We start from the raw sequence: 20143 nt of genomic DNA, 5'->3' as shown, positions 1-20143 counted from the left end.
CTAAGCGCCGCACGGGCAAATGATTCCGTGGGTCAACGCAGCTCATTGGCCCGGCGAAAACGGCCCTGATAATCAAATATCTTTTCGCGGACTTGCCAGAAATGGCCCTTCGCACGCGCTACGACAAAATCGGGATGGCGCAATAACGGTTGCAGGGCCACCACATCGCTGGCGGTCTGCCATCCGAGTGGCACACCCGGTGCGCGCTGATGGGGGCGCATAAACAGTTGTTCAAATGCCTTACGTTGCGCGGGCGTGTGCAGGCGAAAACGTTCGCTGACGTCCAGCCCATCCTCATCATAATACGTCGCCTTCAGCCATTCGCCTTTCTCATCACGTCCCTGCGTCAGCGTCATGCCGCCGCAGCGTAGCACACGGGCATCTTTGAGTTTCAGCGCGGCCTTCAGCATATCATCCGGGTCCACCAGCACCTTGTCGCACTGGTGACAACGGCGCGCCGCGATATCGTTTTCGGCACCGCAATCCGGGCAGCTTTTGAAGCGGAAGCGATAATCACATTGCTCACGCTGCCCGTCGTCGTCTTCCAGCACCCCCTGACAACGGCGGCCAAAATGCTCAATCACATGGCCATCGGTCGTGGCTTTGCCCCAGAAGGTGTTGGCGAAGCCGCAGGCGGGACAAAAAACCTGCACTGGCTGATTGTCGCTGGCTCCTTTGGGCGCCCCCACTTCCGGCGTGAAGAGATCGTGCGGGTTACCGGCGTAATCGAGGATCAGGCAGTCGGTTTTGCCGGGGGAAAGGCGCAGGCCACGTCCGACAATTTGTTGATACAGGCTGACCGATTCGGTGGGGCGCAGAATGGCGATCAAATCGACATGGGGAGCGTCGAAACCGGTGGTCAGCACCGCAACGTTCACCAGAAACTTCAGTTGCTGTGCTTTAAAGGCGTTAATGACACGGTCGCGCTCTTTCACCACCGTTTCAGCCGAAACCAGGGCGCTATTTTCCGGCAACAGCGTTAATACCTCACGCGCGTGCTCGACGGTGGCGGCAAAAATCATCACGCCACGGCGATCGTCGGCAAACTCCACGATCTGGCTGATAATGTGCGGCGTAACACGCTGCTGCTGTTTCAGTTCGCGATTCAGGTCGGCTTCGCTGAACAGGCCGTTGTTTTGCGGGGTCAGGCGGCTGAAATCGTATTGCACCACCGGCATATCCAGCCGCTCTGGCGGTACCAGAAAGCCATGCTTGATCATATAGCGCAGCGGCAATTCATAGATGCAATCACGAAACAGCGCCTTTTCATCGCCGCGCACCATTCCATGATAATGAAACTGATAGATCCAACCTTTGCCCAGGCGGAAAGGGGTCGCCGTCAGTCCCAGCAGCCGCAATTGTGGATTATGCTGGCGCAGATGGCTGAAAAGTTGCTGATACTGGCTTTCGCTTTGGTCACTGATGCGGTGGCATTCATCAACGATCACCAGCGAAAAGGCACTGTCGAAACGATCGAGGTTACGTGCCACCGACTGCACGCTGCCAAACACCACTTTGCGTTCGCTTTGTTTTCTTTGTAATCCCGCGGCGAAGATATCGGCTTCCAGTCCGTACGCCTGATATTTGCTGTGGTTCTGCTCCACCAGTTCTTTGACATGCGCCAGCACCAGCACGCGCCCACGCGCCAGCCGGGCCAGTTCGGCAATCACCAGGCTTTTTCCTGCCCCGGTGGGCAGCACAATCACTGCGGGTGTCGCATGCTGGCGGAAGTGAGCAACGGTCGCGTTAACCGCTTCTTGCTGGTAGGGGCGCAGGGTGAAAGACATCGGGCCAAAACTTTTTTCTGAAACGGACGCGCATTATGCCATGAAAGCGCCTGAAACGCAGGATCAGCTCTGTTAGCCGCCGAAGGTTCAGGCTATACTGCCCTCACATTTTCAACGGATAAAAACACCGTTTCAGTTTCCCTCCGCAGTAACAGGCAAAGCGAATTCATGCGACTCGACAAATTCATATCTCAGCAACTGGAAATCAGCCGTGCCATTGCCGCACGCGAAATACGTGCAAAAAAAATCACCATTAATGGTGAAACGGTGCGTGACACCTCCTATAAAGTGCTGCCGGATGACGAGGTGGAATACGACGGTAATCCACTGGTACAGCAGCATGGTCCGCGCTATTTCATGCTGAACAAACCGCAGGGTTATGTCTGCTCCACTGATGATCCGGATCATCCGACCATCCTGTTCTTTATGGAAGAACCGATGGCGTGGAAGCTGCACGCCGCAGGGCGTCTGGATATTGATACCACCGGGCTGGTATTGCTGACTGATGACGGGCAGTGGTCGCATCGTATTACTTCGCCGCGTCACCATTGTGAAAAAACCTACCGTGTCGGGGTTGAATCGCCGATCGACCCGGCGCTGGTGGACACCTTTGCCGCCGGTATTCAGCTGCACAACGAAAAAGATCTGACCAAACCGGCGACGCTGGAAATTATCGGCCCGCAGGAAGCCTTGCTGACCATTAGCGAAGGGCGTTATCACCAGGTGAAACGCATGTTTGCGGCGGTGGGTAATCATGTGGTGACCCTGCATCGCGAACGTATCGGCGCTATCGCGCTTGACGCCGATCTTGAAGCAGGGGAGTACCGTGAATTGACCGGGGAAGAGGTCGCGAGCATTGGTTTACCTGACGAATTAAAACAACAGAAATAGCGGGAGCACGTGGTGCCAAAGGACAAGAACTCACCGGTCGGGTTAGTGGTTATCCTCGGATTGCTGGCGATGTTGATGCCGCTCTCCATCGATATGTATCTGCCAGCAATGCCACAAATTGCACGTCAGTTTGCCGTTTCATCCGGCAGCGTGCAGATGACGCTGAACCTTTATATTCTCGGCTTTGCCATTGGTCAGCTGGTGTATGGACCGCTGGCGGATAGCTATGGCCGCAAACCGGTGATTGCCCTTGGTACGCTGATTTTTGCCTGTGCGGCAGCGGCGTGTGCGTTATCGCAATCCATCGATCAACTGATCTTCATGCGTTTTCTGCACGGCCTGTCGGCCGCGGCGGCCAGCGTGGTGATTAACGCCCTGATGCGTGACAGCTACTCGAAAGAGGAATTCTCACGCATGATGTCGTTCGTGATGTTGATAACGACCATTGCACCGTTGCTGGCACCGATTATCGGTGGCTGGTTGCTGCTGTTGTGGAGCTGGCACGCCATTTTCTGGACGTTGTCGATTGCCGCGATTGTTACTACGGTGCTGGTGGTGACCCAGATCCGCGAGACGCTCAAACCTGAGCAGCGTCAGCGTTTTCATCTGCGTACCACGATGGGGAATTTTGTTGCGCTGGTACGGCATAAACGTGCCTTCAGTTACATGCTGGCAAGTGGTTTCTCGTTTGCCGGGTTGTTTGCTTTTCTTAATGCCGGGCCTTTCGTGTACATCGAGGTGAACCACGTTTCGCCACAGAACTTTGGTTATTACTTTGGCCTCAACGTGGTTTTCCTGTTTGTGATGACGTTGATTAATAGCCGCGCGGTGCGTCGTTTTGGTCCGCTGGCGATGTTCCGTATCGGGTTGGTCATTCAGTTCTGTATGGGCGTCTGGCTGCTGGTGGCGAGCGCACTTAACCTGGGTTTCCTGCCGCTGGTGCTGGGCGTGGCGATGTTTATCGGTTGTGTCTCGACGGTTTCCTCCAACGCGATGGCAGTGATTCTTGATGAGTTTCCGCATATGGCGGGGACCGCATCGTCGCTGGCCGGTACGCTGCGTTTCGGCGTCGGTGCGCTGGTGGGGGCGTTGCTTTCGATGATCAACGTCAGCAGCGCCTGGCCGATGGTCGCAACTATTGCGTTATGCGCGACCGTTTCCATTGTGTTGTTCAGCTACGCGGCACGACCTCGTCATAATATCGCCTGAATCCTCTCTGCGGTTTCGTCACTAACGGCGCGATTTATCGCGCCGTTACGGGCACTTTTCATCCATTCTCAAACCCTTTCCCGTGCGTGATGTTTCCATATTGTGAAAATTAATAAGTAAAAAAGTAACCACATTGCGTCTAAAATGATTGTTAACTGCCGCTGAACAGGGTAAATATAGCGATAAATGCGAGCACTCTCGCAAATAATAAATCTGCTATATGTTTTGTGCTTAAAACGAGAAGGCGAGCCTTGACGTCCGTATTCTGAGTTAACCAGGAAAGGGATTCACTGCGTGTGCGCTATTCGTCGTGAATGAAGTTAACGTCTCTGGGGATTACGTATCTATGCTGCAACTTTCGGTTGTGCATCGTCTGCCGCAACATTATCGCTGGTCGGTTGATCATGCTGGTGAGATTGAGCGACAGGAATCTGCCGATGCTGAAAATGACCAGGATCTGGTCGCACTACGCCTGCTTAGCCACGATGGCCATCCGGCGATGGAAATCCTGCGCCAGTTGCAGGATACGCTGGCGCAGATTCAGGTGGAATGCAAAATCGCCCATTGTGAAGGACAGCCCTGCTTGCTGATTCAGCGCGGTGACGAAAGCGCCACCAATTGCTGCCTGAAAAATCAGGGTGTGGCTATCGCCGAAACCTTTGACGGCCATTAAATCAGGCTTTCTCCCTGGGCCGAAGCCAGCAACTGACGGGTGTATTCCTGCGTCGGGGCATTGAATAGCGCATCACATTCTCCCTGTTCCACCACTTCCCCCTGGCGCAGCACAATCAGCTGATGGCACAGGGCGCGTACCACCTGCAAATCGTGACTGATAAATAGATAAGCCAGTTGATGCTGCTGCTGTAAACGGCGTAGCAGGCTGAGGATCTGTTTTTGTACCGAACGGTCCAGCGACGAGGTGGGTTCATCCAGCACCATCAGTTGTGGTTCGAGGATCAAGGCGCGGGCGATAGCGATACGCTGGCGTTGTCCTCCCGAAAACTCTGCCGGATAGCGTGACCGGGTTTCAGCATCCAGCCCCACCTCCTGCATCACCGCAATCACTTTCGCTTCCTGTTCAACTGCGGTCAGTGTCGGGCGATGAACCGCCAGCCCTTCAGCAATGATCTGTTGCACCGTCATGCGTGGATTGAGCGAGGAATTGGGATCCTGAAACACCACCTGAATTTTTTCCCGCAGCGGCAGCAACTGTTTAGACGACAGCTGATGCAGCGGTTGATTGTCGAACCAGATTTCCCCACGAGCGGCGATCAAACGCAGTAGCGCCAGCCCGGTGGTGCTTTTGCCAGAGCCGGACTCCCCCACCAGACCCAGACTCTCGCCGCGTCGCAGGGTAAAGCTCAGATCCTGCACCGCCATCTTTTCGGCAATGGTGCGTTTCAGCAGGCCGCGCCGAATGGGAAATCCGACATGCAGATTCTTCACCTGCAACAATGGCGTACTGTCGCTGAGAGGCGCCGGGCGGCCATCTGGCTCGGCGGCGAGTAACTCGCGGGTATAAGCATGTTGCGGCTGGCTGAACAGGGTGGCGCAGCGGTTATGTTCCACTTCACGGCCATTGCGCATCACCGTCACGTTATGCGCCAGCTGACGCACAATGCTGAGGTTATGGGTGATAAACAACATGCCCATATTCAGTTCGCGTTGTAATTCACGCAGCAATTGCAGAATTTGCGCCTGTACCGTGACATCAAGTGCGGTGGTCGGTTCATCGGCAATTAACAGCTTAGGTTGTGTCAGTAACGCCATGGCGATCATCACGCGCTGACGCTCGCCACCGGAGAGCTGATGCGGGAAATCCTGCAATCGTGTCGCCGCCTGGCGGATGCCGACGCGATCGAGGCAGCTGAGAATTTCCGCCCGCGCCGCTTCACGCCGCATACCGCGGTGCAGCGACAGCACTTCGTACAATTGCTTCTCTACGCTATGCAGCGGATTCAGCGACACCATCGGTTCCTGAAAAATCATCGCCATCTGGTTACCGCGTAAACCGCGCAACGAACGCTCACTGGCTTGCAGCAGGTTCTGCCCGTTAAACAGGATTTCGCCTTGCGGGTAGGTGACGGGCGGCTGAGGCAATAACTGCATAATCGATAACGCGGTGACGCTTTTACCGGAACCGGATTCTCCGACCAGCGCCAGGGTTTCACCCGCATCTACCCGCAGCGAAATGTCTTCCACTACGGTACGTTGCTGAAAGGCGACGGCGAGATGATTGACGGTCAGTAAATTGCTCATTCAGCTTCCCCGGCTTGGATCGAAGGCGTCGCGCACCGCTTCACCAATAAAAATCAGCAGCGATAGCAAAATCGCCAGCGCAAAAAAGCCCGACAGCCCAAGCCACGGTGCCTGCAAATTATTTTTTCCCTGCAACAGCAGTTCACCCAGCGAAGGCGATCCGACCGGCAGACCAAAGCCGAGAAAATCCAGTGAGGTCAACGTGGTGATGGATCCGCACAGAATAAACGGCAGAAAGGTCAGGGTGGCGACCATGGCGTTGGGCAACATATGGCGCAGCATAATGCGGCTGTCGCTGACGCCAAGGGCGCGCGCGGCGCGGATATAGTCGAAATTACGCGCGCGCAGAAATTCTGCGCGCACCACGCTGACCAGACTCATCCAGCCAAACACCACGGTGACCAGCAGCAGCCACCAGAAACCGGGCTGAATCACGCTGGAAAGCAGAATCAGCAAAAACAGCGACGGCATACCGGACCACACTTCAATCAGGCGTTGCCCCACCAAATCGACGCGTCCACCAAAGTAGCCCTGAACCGCACCCACCACGATGCCGATAACGCTGGAGAACAGCGTCAGCAGCAGGCCAAACAGCAGAGAAATTCGCGTGCCATAAAGTAAGCGGGCCAGGACATCGCCGCCGTTGGCATCGGTGCCGAGCCAGTTCTGCATGGAAGGCGGAGAAGGGAAGGGCACCTGAGTGGCAAAGTTGATGGTGCTGTCGCTAAAGCGAATTGGTGCCCAGATGGCCCATCCCTGTTGATCAATACGCTGCTTCAGCCACGGATCCTGATAATCTGCCGGGGTGGAAAAATCCCCGCCGTAGTCGCTTTCGCTGTAGTTAAACAGCAGCGGGACATACCAGCGCTGCTGATAATGCACCAGCAGTGGCTTATCGTTCGCCAGTAGCTCCGCTCCCAGCGATAACAGGAAAATGACCAGAAATATCCATAACGACCAGTAACCCCGGCGGTTATGGCGAAAGCGTTGCCAGCGCTGCTGGTTCAGTGGAGACAAGCGCATCAGCGACCCTCAAAATCAATGCGTGGATCGACCAGGGTGTAGGTCAAATCGCTGAGAATATTCATCAGCAGGCCGATCAGCGTGAAAATGTACAGCGTGCCAAACATCACCGGATAGTCGCGTTGAATGGTGGCATCGTAGCCCAGCAGGCCGAGACCATTGAGGGAAAACATCACTTCAATCAGCACCGAACTGGTGAAAAACATGCTGATAAAGGTGGCCGGAAAACCGGCAATCACCAGCAGCATGGCGTTGCGAAAGACGTGGCCATAGAGGATGCGTTTTTCATCCAGCCCTTTGGCGCGTGCTGTCACCACATATTGTTTGCGGATCTCATCCAGGAACGAGTTTTTGGTCAGCATGGTCAGGGTGGCAAAACCGCCAATCACCGTTGCCAGCACTGGCAGGGTGATATGCCAGAGGTAGTCGGTGATTTTGCCGTACCACGGCAGGGAATCAAACTGGGGTGAGGTCAGGCCGCGTAACGGGAACCAGTCGAGATAACTGCCTCCGGCAAATAACACGATCAGCATCACGCCGAACAGAAAGGCCGGAATGGAATAGCCGATGATAATGAAGCTACTGCTCCAGATATCAAAGGCGCTGCCGTTACGTACCGCTTTTTTGATACCGAGCGGAATCGACACCAGATAAATAATCAGCGTGCTCCACAACCCCAGGCTGATGGAGACCGGCAAACTCTCTTTAATCAGCTGTAATACCGAAGCGCTGCGGAACAGGCTATCGCCAAAATCAAAGCGGACATAATTCCACAGCATTTCCACGTAGCGCTGCCACATGGGTTTATCGAAGCCATAGCGTTTTTTGATTTCGGCAATCACTTCCGGGTCCAGGCCGCGTGCGCCACGATACTGGCTATCACCGGGATTTTCCCGACTCAGCGCACCGCGTGTGCCGCCACCACCACTATCGCCAGCACCAGGAATGATGCTGCTGTGACCGAACTGAATATTCGCCAGCGCCTGATCCACCGGCCCCCCCGGTGCTATCTGCACAATAAAAAAGTTGAGGGTGATGATGGCCCACAGGGTGGGGATAATTAGCAGTAACCTGCGCAGGAAATAAGCACCCAAACCGCACTCCTCAGCGTCGATCCGCCGGCAAACGCGCGGCTTTGTTCACATCGTACCACCAGTTTTCCAGACCGGGGGCGAAGGCTGGCTTAATTTCGGGGTGCGAGAATTTATCCCAGTAAGCCAGCCGCTGTTCGGCATTGAACCACATCGGGATCATATAGGCACGCCACAGCAGGATACGATCCAGTGCCTGGCCCAGCGGCAGCAACGCTTTCTCATTCCCCTGGTCCGCGACAATCTGCTGCACGAAGTGATCAACAACCGGATCTTTCACCCGCGCAGTATTCCATGTTGAATCGATGTACTCCGATTGCCAGATGGTTTGCAGATCGGTCGATGGCCACGGCATGGCGTAATACACCGATGGCGTCATATCATAATCGCCGTGGCGCAGGCGGCGCAGATATTGCGAGCTATCCACCTGACGCAGCGAAACCTGAATACCCAGCCGTGCGAGGCTGTGCTGGAACGGTAGCGTCCAGTCATTGGAGGAGCCGCTGTTCAGCAACAGTTCAAAACGAAACGGCTGGCCGGTTTTAACATTGACCAGTTGCTGGTTCTTAATCTCCCAGCCGGCTTCTTTCAGCAGATTCATTGCCTTAAGCAAATTGCCGCGATCAAAACCACTGCCGTCAGAATGCGGAGGGGCGTATTCGTTGTTAAACACTTCCGCGGGTAACTGGGCCTTGTACGGTGCCAGTAAAATCAGCTGTGCGGCATCAGGGTAGCCTGCTGCGGCATACGCTGTGTTCTGAAAATAGCTGCTGGTACGCTTATAAGCGGCGTAGAACAGCGCTTTATTCATCCATTCAAAATCAAAGGCCAGGCTGAGCGCCTGACGAACCCTGATATCACTAAACAGTGGCTTCTCATTGTTGAACGCCAGCCAACTGGTGTTGGTGGAGACATCATTAGGCGTTGCCTGTTTGACGATGGCGTGGCTGTCAAAGTTGCGCCCCCGATATTGGGTGGCCCATTTTTTTGCGGAGCCTTCTATACGCAGATCGAAGGCCCCGGCTTTGAACGCCTCAAACGCCACGTTATCGTCGAGGTAGTAGTCATAGCGGATGGTGTCGAAGTTAAAACGTCCGCGATTGACCGGCAGATTGGCTGCCCAGTAATTTTTCACCCGGCTGTACTGGATAAATTGCCCAGGTTTGTAAGAGGTGACGCGGTAAGGCCCGCTGGCCAGCGGCGGATAGCCAATCGGTTCATTGAATTTTTTGTTCTGCCAGAACTTCTCTGGCAGCACCGGTAACGTCAGCCAGCTCAGCGCCAGATCTTTATCCGGCTTTGGTAGATTGATGCGCACCGTCAGACGATTCAGGGCTTTCACTTCCACGCCGCGAAACGCCACGCGGAACTGGGGAACCCCTTCGGTCATAAACTTGTTGAAAGTGAAAGCCACATCCTGGGCGGTAATCGGTGTGCCATCCTGAAATTGGGCATGGGGATTAATCGAGACTTCCATCCAATGAAAATCGCTGGGATAACGCGCCGACTCGGCAATCAGGGGATAGTAACTGGCTGGCTCATCGTCCGAGGTCGTGAACAGGCCGTCATACAAGGTATCGGTCGCGGCGCCGGGATTGCCGCGCGAGGCATAACGGTTGAAGTTATCGTAAGTGCCAATGACGGCCAGGGTCAGCTTGCCGCCTTTTGGTGCGGCCGGATTGGCATAGTCATAATGGGTAAAGTTCACCACATACTTTGGCTCACCCAGTTTGGCAAAGGCATAGCTTTCGTTGATGGTTTCCGCATGCAATGGCGACATTACACAGCCAAGCAGCAACGCTGTGACTAAACGAAGCAGCATAAGAGGGACGCTCTCCTTTCGTTATCCGCACCTTATGGTAGCAGTTTCATGACGTTTGCGTGACGTTAACCGGCAGCAACCAGTTGCTGCTGCTGATAATAGTCCACCAGATTTTCCGGTTTCAAGGGGCGGCTAAACAGATATCCCTGTAAATGGGTGACGCCACGATTGATCAGCCAGGCAGCCTGATCACCGGTTTCCACGCCTTCGGCCACGGTTTTCAGGTTGAGCTTTTTCGCCAGTTGCAGCACGGCATCCAGTACCGGCGAGGTGACGGTTTCGGTGCCGATGCTTTGCACAAAGCCACGGTCGATCTTGAGATAATCGAAGGGATATCTTTCCAGATAAATCAGCGCGCTGTGCCCGGTACCAAAGTCATCAATGGCAATCTTGATATCGTTATCATGCAGCCAGGCAAAAATTTCACCGGCGTTTTTTTCCTTCACCATGGTGCGTTCAGTTATCTCGAACACGTAGTTGAAGTGATTGGCTGGCATATCGGCGATCCAGTTTTGTACATCGCTGCGGAAGCTGTCTGAGGCCAGGTGCAACGGTGACAAATTCAGCCCCATCCGGGTACCGCGCGGCAGATGGTCACACATGGCATGCGCATCGCGAGCGACTAATTTAAACAGATGGCGGGTGAGGGGGATGATCAGATTCTGTGCTTCGGCATAACTGATAAAGGCATCGGGTGGGATCAACCCTTCGCTGGGGTGGGTCCAGCGGAGCAGGGCTTCGACACCATAGGGTCGGCCATCGTGGGCTGTCACCAGCGGCTGATATTCCACATGGAACTGGCCGCGTTTGATCCCCTGCATAATCTCTTTGCCAGGACGTTGGTGCAGCGTCAGCAGCAGCCAGCAGGTTCCTCCCACCACCAGTGCAAACAGAATGCCGCTCAGCAGAATCAGATGATAATCACGTAAGGCGAGGATGGAACCGAACAGGACAAAGCGCATCGCATCATGATTCAGCGACATGGAAGCCAGTGCAGGTGGCAAATCACTGACGCGCACCACCTGATTACTCCCACTCATAATGGCCCGATCACCCACGATCAGCGCCATCCCGGTGATTTCCGGATGGTAGGAAGCCAGCAACTGATAAGGCGTCAGGCTGAGATTCATGGTGGTGAGGATGCCGGTTTCCGCTTTGCCGGGGGTTTTCAGCCACAGCGCCAGCGCCGGTTTGGCGGGTTGCAGCGGTGTGCCCCCCAGCAAACGCACATCGCGATCGCGTTCAAGTTCAGATTCGGGGGAGATATCAGTCACCGGTAACCTGAAGGCACCGGTGGCAGAAGAACAATAAGCATCACCATCGCGTACCAGCAAAATGGCGCGAATGTTACCGGCAAAGGCCGCGCGTGAGGTGAGTTCGCGACCAACGTTGCTACACTCCAGCTGAGTATATTGCTGCAGTGGATAAAGGGTGCCGACCAGGGTTGTCATCACCTGCTGTAAATCGTCCCGACTGTGTGACAGTAACAGCGCATGCTGCTGTACTCTTTTTTGCCAGGCCAGTGTCAACATCACAGTGACAAACAACAGAAAGAACACAACGCCGACAATCACGCTGCTCCAGGCGATTCGGCGCGAATAGGTTGCATGACGTTTAAACGTCCCCGACAGTGGCATGGAGTGAATTCCCCTTGTCTTGCCATTTTATTATGTTAACTGCGCACTACTACTCTCTGGTGTAGCCCCGTCATTAACCCGGTCATCACGGCGTTTAACGCCAGCATCTGACCCGAATTAGTTGGGGTAAGTAAGTAAACGAGAATATAACGAGAGCGCGCGAAAAGTCTTGTTATATTTCTGATTCTCAAAAACTTTTTATCAATTTTGGTTGGAAAAAAAATGACAGACGAAAAAAAACGCTGCCGGGGCAGCGTTTTCTGATTCTCTGGCTGAGAGGATCTTCAAAAGGAATTCATTAGCTGGGATTTCGACCCAAAACACGCCGTGCTTCACGGTAACGTGTTTTCCAGTAACTGTCGTTAAGGCTGGAAATCATCACACCACTGCTGGTGGATGCGTGCACGAAATTGTCATTGCCCAGATAGATGCCAACATGGCGACCGGTGGAACCGGCGCGGAACAGCACTAAATCACCCGGACGCAGTTTCGTGCGTGAAACCTGCTTACCTGTATCTTCCTGTTCATAGGTGGAACGCGGAAGATCTAAACCAAACTGTTCGCGAAAGGTGCGCTGAACAAAAGCAGAACAATCGATGCCGCGCTTGGTGTCACCGCCTAAACGGTAACGCACGCCTTTCCAGTCATCGTATTGGTCCATGATGCGGGATTTGATATCCACGTTCCGCACCATCTGTTCGAATTCGTCCTGAGACGCCTGAAGTAAAAAACCATTCTGGTTGTTAACTTCATGATTCTCGTTATTCGCGTTCTGACCATTATGGGTACTGCTACATGCTGATAAAAGTGTTGCTAAAGCTACCGCGGGAATAATCCGCCTGAGGTATCTCAGAATTGGTTGAGACTTGACCATTATGGGTGTTTTCCTTCGAAATCCTTACGACAAAATGTCGCCAGCCAGATGACAAAACGAGTCGAGATTAATAAGAGCGACCAGCTAAGACAATTCCTTAATTACTAAAATGTGTTTAAGAACACATTTTTGCTGCCTTCGGAACCACATTTTATGCTGTTCACCTACTAATTGCGTTTGAGGTTAACCGATTACAGACCCCGTGGCGAGTGCTTTTATATAAATTTTTATAGGTTTTTTCGATGTGAAATCAATCCGTAACACAATGGCTACTTTATCGACAACTGGCAGCGTTTAAACAGGGAAATAGCGGTGGGATCAGGGGCTAATTCTGGCGTTAAGGCCGATTTTAAGAGGGTTCTGACTGGACAGCTTAGGAAAAAGGCTATTGTGCGGCAGATTCCATCATAATCTTTTCTTTTTATAAAAACTCATTAGCAGGCTAATAATCTATTTTCGGTTTCATTAAGCGCGAGCGATCGCTATTTTACGCTTTGATCACTCGCGCTAAACAATTATGCCTGCGGCTTATGTTTGCCCGGTAAAGAGCGATACAGCCAGTTAACTAATTTGTCACTTGCTGGCGTTAATAACCACCAGCTCAGGCCCACCAACACCACCGACAGCGAACCCACGGCGATATCAGTAAACCAGTGTGCACCCGCCATCACGCGAGGCAGGCCAAATACCACCACAATCAGTAAACCCATCAGGAAAGCGCGGCAACCGAAATAGCGCCACATAAAGCAGGCGAAGATCATCAGCATCATGCCGTGGTCACCTGGGAAGCTGTCGCTTGAGGCATCTTTCGCCGGAATACCGGTGAGTTCACTCACGCGATGAACGTGTGCAAAAAACAGCGTCGGGCTGGCGTGCTGCACCGGGATTAAATGCCCCAGTTGGTTGAGAATGACGGCGGTCAGCAGCATGGTAATGCCAATCGCCAGCATACGGCGACGGCCTTGTGGCGTTTCGCGCCGCCAGAACCACATATAAAGTGAACCCATTGCCAGCAGTGAAACCAGGTCAAAACCACGGAAATTAGTGATAGCCACCAGCACGGCAAAACCGTGATGCACGACCATCTGATCGTTGAAACCGAAGAAAATGGCTTTGTCGAGACCAAACCAGAAACCGTGCTCAGGCGGCAGATACCAGGAAAAGAAAATCACCACACCCAGCACATTGAGGAGCAGGATGGTGAATAAACGTGAAGCGCGCATAGTCCAACTCAAAAAAGAAAATAACGGCAAAACGTACCGCATCTATTTTAAACGAATCTTCAACAGCCCGGTCTGTAACAGGTTCCAGTCCGCGGGTTGATGGTGGATCAATTCAATACGGCTGTCGGGTGGCGTCGTCGGGCGCGTCTCGATAAACAAGTCCTCGCCCTGACGATTAATGGTGACTAAACCTTCCGTCGTGCGTAGCACCCCTTTTACCCGGTCTACCGGCGCAAGCCGCGCCCACTCAAGGATTTTGATGGTATCAAAAACCGTATCACCATCAAAAATCCAGCCACAGGCGGCATAACCCTGGCCTTCATTGAGCGCTCGCCGCCAGCGTGCCTGGCCGTCAAGTTTGAGTGCCGCCAGCCCTTGCGGACGTGATTCAGCGTGATGATGCAACGCATCCGGAACCGCACGATCGGCTAATCCCCGCTGGCTGAGCAGGGCGGGATCGATCGCTCCCCAGGCCGCTTCCACCCACTGACGATCACCGAGTTGCTGCTGACGCCAGTCCGTGAGCAACTGACGATCCTCGTCACTCCAGCGATCGCTTTTGGTGGCAATGACGATATCGGCGGCGGTGAGCTGATCCTGGAAATTTTCATTCTGCACAATGCGCGGGTCAGCCAGATGGCGGGGATCGAGTAATGTCAGCGTGGCATCAACCTGTAGCCACGGCTGATACACCGCAGCACGCAGCATATTCAGTAACTGTTTGGGATGTCCAAGGCCGGTGGGTTCAATCAGCAGGCGATCGGGTTTGGTTTGCTTCAGCAGCATATTCAGACCCACCTGCAACGGCAGGCCATTAACGCAGCACATACAGCCACCAGGGATCTCTTTCAGCGTGGCACCCCGATCGGCGAGCAATGCGCCATCAATGCCAATTTCGCCAAACTCATTGACCAGTACCGCCCAGTTTTCATCGGCAGGCTTACTGGCTAACAGATGCAGCAGAGCGGTGGTTTTACCGCTACCGAGAAATCCGGTAATAACATTTACGTGCGTCACAATCATGCCTCAGTAAACGAGAACAACGCGCGCAGGAAATGCCGGGTCCGGCGCGCACAACAGATTGTTATACTATAACATTTGCTGCGCGCCGGACAGAGCGGTTTACTTAGTCAGAGCGTCCCATATAGCGACGTTCGGCGATATGAATACGAATACGGTCGCCGTTGCTGAGATATTCCGGCACCTGGATAACCAGACCGGTGCTCATGCCAGCAGGTTTCGTGCGCGCACTGGCGGAAGCCCCTTTGATGCCAGGTGAAGTATCCACAATCTCCAGGTCAACGGTTTGCGGCAGTTCCAGTGCCAGCAGCTGGCCATCCATCGTCAGGACCTGCATGCCCGGCATGCCGCCTTCAGGAATAAACAGCAACTCTTCTTCAATCTGATCTTTTTTGAAGGTGTAGGGAGTGAAATCTTCATCATCCATAAACACGTACTCATCGCCATCTATATAAGAGAAGGAGACGAAGCGACGGGTCAGGGTGATGGCTTCCAGAATGTCATCGCCTTTAAAGCGCTCTTCGACTTTCATGCCAGTACGCACGTCAGTGAAACGCATCTTATACAGGGTAGCCGCACCGCGTGCGCTGGGGCTTTGAATGTCGATATCTTTCACCAGCAGCAGTTTGCCGTTCCAGGTGAGCGCCATTCCTTTTTTAATCTCGTTTGCCTTTGGCATCGTCGTGTAACTCGCGAAGTAGAAATAGATCGCGCCAAGTTACTCGCGACGGGGGAAACAGGCAAGCGGGCCAGCGCAAATTTTCCCGTCATATTTCAGGTTACAGGTGCGTTGGCGGCGTACATTCATCCAGGTCACTTACCTGAGTAAGCTCCCTGGACTCACGCACTTGCCGCCTTCCTGCAATCTGAACTATTTAGGGAAAACGGGATAGCATTCGCGGAGGCGGCTTGCTATTGTCGCGGCGAAATCCCCGTGCAGGAGCGCGTGATGTTGTGTCGTGACCATTGCGGTGCTTGCTGCATTGCTGCTTCCATCTCTTCCCCGATTCCAGGTATGCCCAACGGCAAACCGGCGAATACCCCTTGCATTCAGCTTGATGCGCAGCTGCGTTGTAAAATATTCGGTTCGCCGTTGCGCCCGGCGGTGTGTGGCGGCCTGCAGCCCAGTGCTGAAATGTGCGGCAACAGCCGTGCTGATGCCATGACTTTTCTGCTTAAATTAGAAGCCGATACCGCTCCCTGAATCGTTGCTGACACTTTGCTGAAGTATTTGCCTTAAATGACGCTGGCGTTACAGCAAAAACGTCAGCGCTGTCTCTGGCTAAAATCCTAAATCACCTCTGAAGTGTGCGTCGCTTCAAAAATCTGCTACGTCATTTACGCATTTTCTTGCCTGCCTGGCACAGCTGTACCATATTCCCTGAAACGTTTCAGCGTTGTCGTCCCGGCTAAGCCGATGTCGTACAGCGTATTTTTTCGCCATCAAGCTGAAACGATTCAATTCAGCAAGCGAGGAGAAATATGTTCCAGCTCGAAGTTCAGGCCATTCATACCGGTGCCAGTGCACAGAATAAAGAAGAGGCCATTCGTCAGGTTGCGGCGGCATTAACCGCTGCGGGCAATGTAGCTGAAGGCTACGTTAACGGCATGCTGGCACGCGAACAGCAAACCACCACTTTCCTGGGTAACGGCATCGCCATCCCACACGGCACCACGGATACCCGTGATTTAGTGCTGAAAACTGGCGTGCAGGTTTTCCAGTTTCCGCAGGGTGTGGCATGGGGCGACGGGCAGACGGCCTATGTCGCGATCGGTATCGCTGCAAAATCCGACGAACATCTCGCGCTGTTGCGCCAGCTGACCCATGTGCTCAGCGACGACAGCATTGCTGAACAACTGAAAACTGCCTCGGCGGAAGATCTGCGCGCGTTGCTGATGGGTGAGAAACAGGCGGCGGAGTTCCAGTTTGATACCTCACTGATCGCCATTGATGTGGCCGCCAGCGATCTGATGACGCTGCAGGCACTGAATGCCGGTCGCCTGCAGGCAGCTGGTGCCGTCGATGCCAGTTTCGTGGCTAACGTCGTGTCTAACGCACCACTGAGCCTGGGGCAGGGTGTCTGGCTGAGCGACAGCCCGGTCGGCAACCTGAACAGTGGCGTCGCAGTCAGCCGTGCAGCCACGCCATTTGACCATGCCGGTGCCAGCGTCGCGCTGCTGATAACGGTTGCTGCCAGCGACAATCGTCCGCTGGAAGTGCTGGGTTATCTCAGCAGCCTGCTGCACGCCAACAAAGTTGAACGTTTGCTGAAAGCGGATGCTGCCGGGATTCTGGCGTTGCTGACCAGTGAAGTGGATGAGCAGGCTGATGTACTGACCGCAGAGTTCACCATTCGTAATGAACATGGCCTGCATGCTCGTCCGGGCACGGCGCTGGTCAGCGTCATCAAGCAGTTCAACAGCGATATCACCGTCACTAACCTCGATGGCAGCGGTAAACCCGCCAATGGGCGCAGCCTGATGAAAGTGGTGGCGCTTGGCGTCAAAAAAGGTCACCGCCTGCGCTTTACTGCCAGCGGCGAAGATGCACAACAGGCACTGAGTGCCATTGAAGAGGCCATTAATAGCGGCCTGGGCGAGGGGGTAGCATGAGTCGTCGCGTAGCCACCATCACTCTGAACCCGGCGTACGATCTGGTTGGCTTTACGCCGGAGATCGAACGTGGGGAAGTGAACCTGGTAAAAACCACGGGTTTGCATGCCGCAGGTAAGGGCATCAATGTCGCTAAAGTACTGAAGGACTTAGGTATTGATGTCACCGTGGGCGGTTTCCTGGGTAAAGAGAACCAGGATGGTTTCCAGCAACTGTTCAGCGAACTCGGCATCGCCAACCGTTTTCAGGTGGTGCAGGGCCGTACCCGTATTAACGTCAAACTGACGGAAAAAGACGGCGAAGTGACCGACCTGAATTTCTCGGGTTTTGACGTCACCGCCCAGGACTGGGATCGCTTCACCGCCGATTCTCTGACCTGGCTGGGTCAGTTCGACATGGTATGTGTCAGCGGCAGCCTGCCTGCGGGTGTGGCACCGGAAGCGTTCACAAAATGGATGAGCGATCTGCGTAGCCAGTGCCCCTGCATTATTTTCGACAGCAGCCGTGAGGCGCTGGTCGCGGGCCTGAAAGCCGCGCCATGGTTGGTGAAACCCAACCGTCGCGAGCTGGAAATCTGGGCCGGGCGCAAGCTGCCGACGCTGAAGGATGTGATTGACGCCGCGCATCAACTGCGCGAACAGGGCATAGCCCATGTAGTGATTTCACTCGGAGCAGAAGGGGCGCTGTGGGTGAATGCTTCAGGCGAATGGATTGCCAAACCACCTGCGTGTGAAGTGGTCAGCACCGTAGGTGCCGGGGATTCCATGGTTGGCGGGTTGATTTATGGCCTGCTGATGCGTGAGTCCAGTGAACATACCCTGCGCCTTGCAACGGCGGTGGCGGCAATGGCCGTCAGCCAGAGCAACGTAGGGGTTACCGATCGTACCCAGTTGGCCGCGATGATGGCGCGTGTTGACTTACAACCCGTTAACTAACAGCAGGAGAGGTATAATGAAAACGCTGCTGATTAAAGATTCTTCCCTGGGCCTCGCCTCAGGACATTTAGCGATGGAAAGTCTGCGTGCTGTCGCGGCGCAGGCTGGTCTTACCCTTACCGAAAACGCCGCTGACGCCGATCTGGTGCTGGTGGCAGGTCACAACGCACCAAACGATGCGCAGCTGGCAGGAAAATCACTGGCGCTGGTCGATGTGCAGCAGCTGCTGCGCGATCCCCTGGCAACGATCAACCAGGCAAAAGCCAATGCTCAGCCGGTGCAGAACGTAGCCGTTGCCGCACCGGCTGCGGCGCAGAGCAGCGGTCAGAAACGCATCGTGGCGGTGACAGCCTGCCCGACCGGCGTTGCCCATACCTTTATGGCCGCTGAAGCGATTGAAGCCGAAGCCAAAAAACGTGGCTGGTGGGTGAAAGTGGAAACCCGCGGCTCAGTGGGTGCTGGCAACGCCATCACCCCGGAAGAAGTGGCGGCGGCTGATCTGGTGGTGGTGGCGGCAGATATCGATGTGGATCTGGCGAAATTCGCCGGTAAGCCGATGTATCGCACTTCAACCAGCCTGGCGCTGAAGAAAACCGCCCAGGAGCTGGATAAAGCGCAGACTGAAGCCAAACCTTACCAGCCGAGTGGCGCGCGCGCTTCAGGTGGTCAGGAAGACAAACAAGAGAAAGCGGGTGCGTATCGTCACCTGCTGACCGGTGTGTCTTACATGCTGCCGATGGTGGTAGCGGGTGGTCTGAGCATCGCACTGTCGTTTGCGTTTGGTATCACCGCGTTTAAAGAGCCGGGTACCCTGGCGGCAGCATTGATGCAGATTGGTGGCGGCAGCGCGTTCGCCCTGATGGTGCCGGTGCTGGCGGGTTTTATCGCCTTCTCCATTGCAGACCGTCCCGGTCTGACCCCTGGCCTGATTGGCGGCATGATCGCGACCAGTATTAACGCCGGTTTCCTTGGCGGGATTATCGCTGGTTTCATTGCCGGTTACGCCGCGAAGATGCTCAGCAGCAAAGTGAAGCTGCCGCAGAGTATGGAGGCATTGAAGCCGATACTGATCATTCCGCTGGTTGCCAGCCTGATTACCGGCCTGCTGATGATTTATGTGGTGGGTAAACCGGTGGCGGGCATCATGAGCGGCCTGACTCACTGGCTGGCAAACATGGGTACGGCTAACGCGGTTCTGCTGGGTGCTATCCTCGGTGGCATGATGTGTACCGATATGGGCGGTCCGGTGAACAAAGTGGCTTATGCGTTTGGTGTTGGCCTGTTGAGTTCGCAGACCTACGCGCCGATGGCTGCTATTATGGCCGCCGGTATGGTTCCGCCGCTCGCCATGGGCCTGGCGACTATCGTGGCTCGTCGTAAGTTCAACAAAGGTCAGCAGGAAGGTGGTAAGGCAGCGCTGGTGCTGGGCCTGTGCTTCATTTCTGAAGGTGCGATTCCGTTTGCCGCCCGTGACCCGATGCGTGTACTGCCATGCTGTATCATCGGTGGTGCGGTGACAGGCGCGATCTCAATGGCGATTGGTGCCAAACTGATGGCACCGCACGGTGGTCTGTTCGTGCTGCTGATTCCGGGCGCAATTACGCCGGTGCTTGGTTACCTGATGGCCATCGTGATTGGTACGGCGGTGGCGGGCCTGGGCTACGCTATCCTGAAACGTCCGGAAGAAGAGCTGGCTAAAGCCGCCTGATAACGTTTATCGACGCCAACACCAGGCATAGCAAAGGGGCGGTCCGCAAGG

General features: G+C 54.6%; 17 protein-coding genes. 7 read left to right on the top strand and 10 right to left on the bottom strand.

All coding sequences use genetic code 11. From position 1 onward, the window contains the following. Nucleotides 1-32 precede the first annotated feature (32 nt). Nucleotides 33-1787, bottom strand: coding sequence for a DNA repair helicase RadD (gene radD / locus HA50_RS13245; RefSeq protein WP_084876076.1), 1755 nt, complete (start codon nt 1785-1787; stop codon nt 33-35). 168 nt (nt 1788-1955) lie between these two features. On the opposite strand from radD, the gene rsuA reads away from it, so the two are divergent. From rsuA to HA50_RS13230, 3 genes are all read left to right on the top strand, one after another. After that, nucleotides 1956-2678, top strand: a complete 723-nt coding sequence (gene rsuA, locus HA50_RS13240) for a 16S rRNA pseudouridine(516) synthase RsuA (RefSeq protein WP_084876075.1) — start codon at nt 1956-1958, stop codon at nt 2676-2678. 12 nt (nt 2679-2690) lie between these two features. Beyond that, nucleotides 2691-3887 (top strand): Bcr/CflA family multidrug efflux MFS transporter, encoded by a 1197-nt coding sequence (locus tag HA50_RS13235; protein ID WP_084878525.1) that lies wholly within the window; start codon nt 2691-2693, stop codon nt 3885-3887. A 346-nt stretch (nt 3888-4233) separates the two neighbouring features. Next, nucleotides 4234-4560 carry a YejG family protein gene (locus HA50_RS13230; protein ID WP_084876074.1) on the top strand — a complete coding sequence of 109 codons (327 nt, stop codon included), beginning with the start codon at nt 4234-4236 and terminating at the stop codon, nt 4558-4560. Here the strand turns inward: HA50_RS13230 and yejF are convergent. From yejF to yeiP, 9 genes are all read right to left on the bottom strand, one after another. Continuing rightward, a complete protein-coding gene (gene yejF, locus HA50_RS13225; protein ID WP_084876073.1) occupies nt 4557-6146 on the bottom strand; it encodes a microcin C ABC transporter ATP-binding protein YejF in 1590 nt (529 codons plus the stop codon). The genes HA50_RS13230 and yejF overlap by 4 nt on opposite strands. Then, nucleotides 6147-7169, bottom strand: coding sequence for an ABC transporter permease (locus HA50_RS13220; protein WP_084876072.1), 1023 nt, complete (start codon nt 7167-7169; stop codon nt 6147-6149). Beyond that, nucleotides 7169-8263, bottom strand: a complete 1095-nt coding sequence (locus tag HA50_RS13215; RefSeq protein ID WP_084876071.1) for a microcin C ABC transporter permease YejB — start codon at nt 8261-8263, stop codon at nt 7169-7171. The genes HA50_RS13220 and HA50_RS13215 overlap by 1 nt, the downstream gene beginning before the upstream one ends. Nucleotides 8264-8273: 10 nt before the next feature. Continuing rightward, on the bottom strand, nt 8274-10082 hold the full coding sequence (locus tag HA50_RS13210) for an extracellular solute-binding protein (RefSeq protein WP_084876070.1): 1809 nt from the start codon (nt 10080-10082) through the stop codon (nt 8274-8276). A 65-nt stretch (nt 10083-10147) separates the two neighbouring features. Further along, on the bottom strand, nt 10148-11719 hold the full coding sequence (locus HA50_RS13205; RefSeq protein ID WP_084876069.1) for a cyclic di-GMP phosphodiesterase: 1572 nt from the start codon (nt 11717-11719) through the stop codon (nt 10148-10150). 298 nt (nt 11720-12017) lie between these two features. Next, entirely contained in the window at nt 12018-12593 is a 576-nt protein-coding gene (gene mepS / locus HA50_RS13200; RefSeq protein WP_084876068.1) for a bifunctional murein DD-endopeptidase/murein LD-carboxypeptidase, read from the bottom strand. 515 nt (nt 12594-13108) lie between these two features. Next, a complete protein-coding gene (locus HA50_RS13195) occupies nt 13109-13816 on the bottom strand; it encodes a phosphatase PAP2 family protein (protein WP_084876067.1) in 708 nt (235 codons plus the stop codon). Between the two features lie 42 nt (nt 13817-13858). Beyond that, entirely contained in the window at nt 13859-14833 is a 975-nt protein-coding gene (locus HA50_RS13190) for a CobW family GTP-binding protein (RefSeq protein ID WP_084878523.1), read from the bottom strand. Nucleotides 14834-14942: 109 nt separating this feature from the next. Further along, the gene (gene yeiP / locus HA50_RS13185) at nt 14943-15515 is read right to left on the bottom strand and encodes an elongation factor P-like protein YeiP (RefSeq protein ID WP_084876066.1); all 573 of its coding nucleotides are present in this window, start codon (nt 15513-15515) and stop codon (nt 14943-14945) included. A 270-nt stretch (nt 15516-15785) separates the two neighbouring features. On the opposite strand from yeiP, the gene HA50_RS13180 reads away from it, so the two are divergent. The 4 genes from HA50_RS13180 (at nt 15786) to fruA (ending at nt 20092) form a co-directional block, all read left to right on the top strand. Then, nucleotides 15786-16040, top strand: a complete 255-nt coding sequence (locus HA50_RS13180) for a YkgJ family cysteine cluster protein (protein ID WP_084878520.1) — start codon at nt 15786-15788, stop codon at nt 16038-16040. A 278-nt stretch (nt 16041-16318) separates the two neighbouring features. After that, nucleotides 16319-17449 carry a fused PTS fructose transporter subunit IIA/HPr protein gene (fruB, locus tag HA50_RS13175; RefSeq protein WP_084876065.1) on the top strand — a complete coding sequence of 377 codons (1131 nt, stop codon included), beginning with the start codon at nt 16319-16321 and terminating at the stop codon, nt 17447-17449. Then, complete coding sequence (fruK, locus tag HA50_RS13170) at nt 17446-18384, top strand: 1-phosphofructokinase (RefSeq protein ID WP_084876064.1); 939 nt, start codon at nt 17446-17448, stop codon at nt 18382-18384. Before fruB ends, fruK begins: the two co-directional genes overlap by 4 nt. Nucleotides 18385-18400: 16 nt before the next feature. Further along, nucleotides 18401-20092 carry a PTS fructose transporter subunit IIBC gene (gene fruA / locus HA50_RS13165; protein WP_084876063.1) on the top strand — a complete coding sequence of 564 codons (1692 nt, stop codon included), beginning with the start codon at nt 18401-18403 and terminating at the stop codon, nt 20090-20092. Nucleotides 20093-20143 lie beyond the last annotated feature (51 nt).

This window comes from Pantoea cypripedii, from assembly GCF_002095535.1.
Lineage (GTDB): Bacteria > Pseudomonadota > Gammaproteobacteria > Enterobacterales > Enterobacteriaceae > Pantoea > Pantoea cypripedii.
The sequence above is the reverse complement of the archived record's forward strand: the minus strand, read 5'-3'. Positions and strand labels throughout refer to the sequence as shown.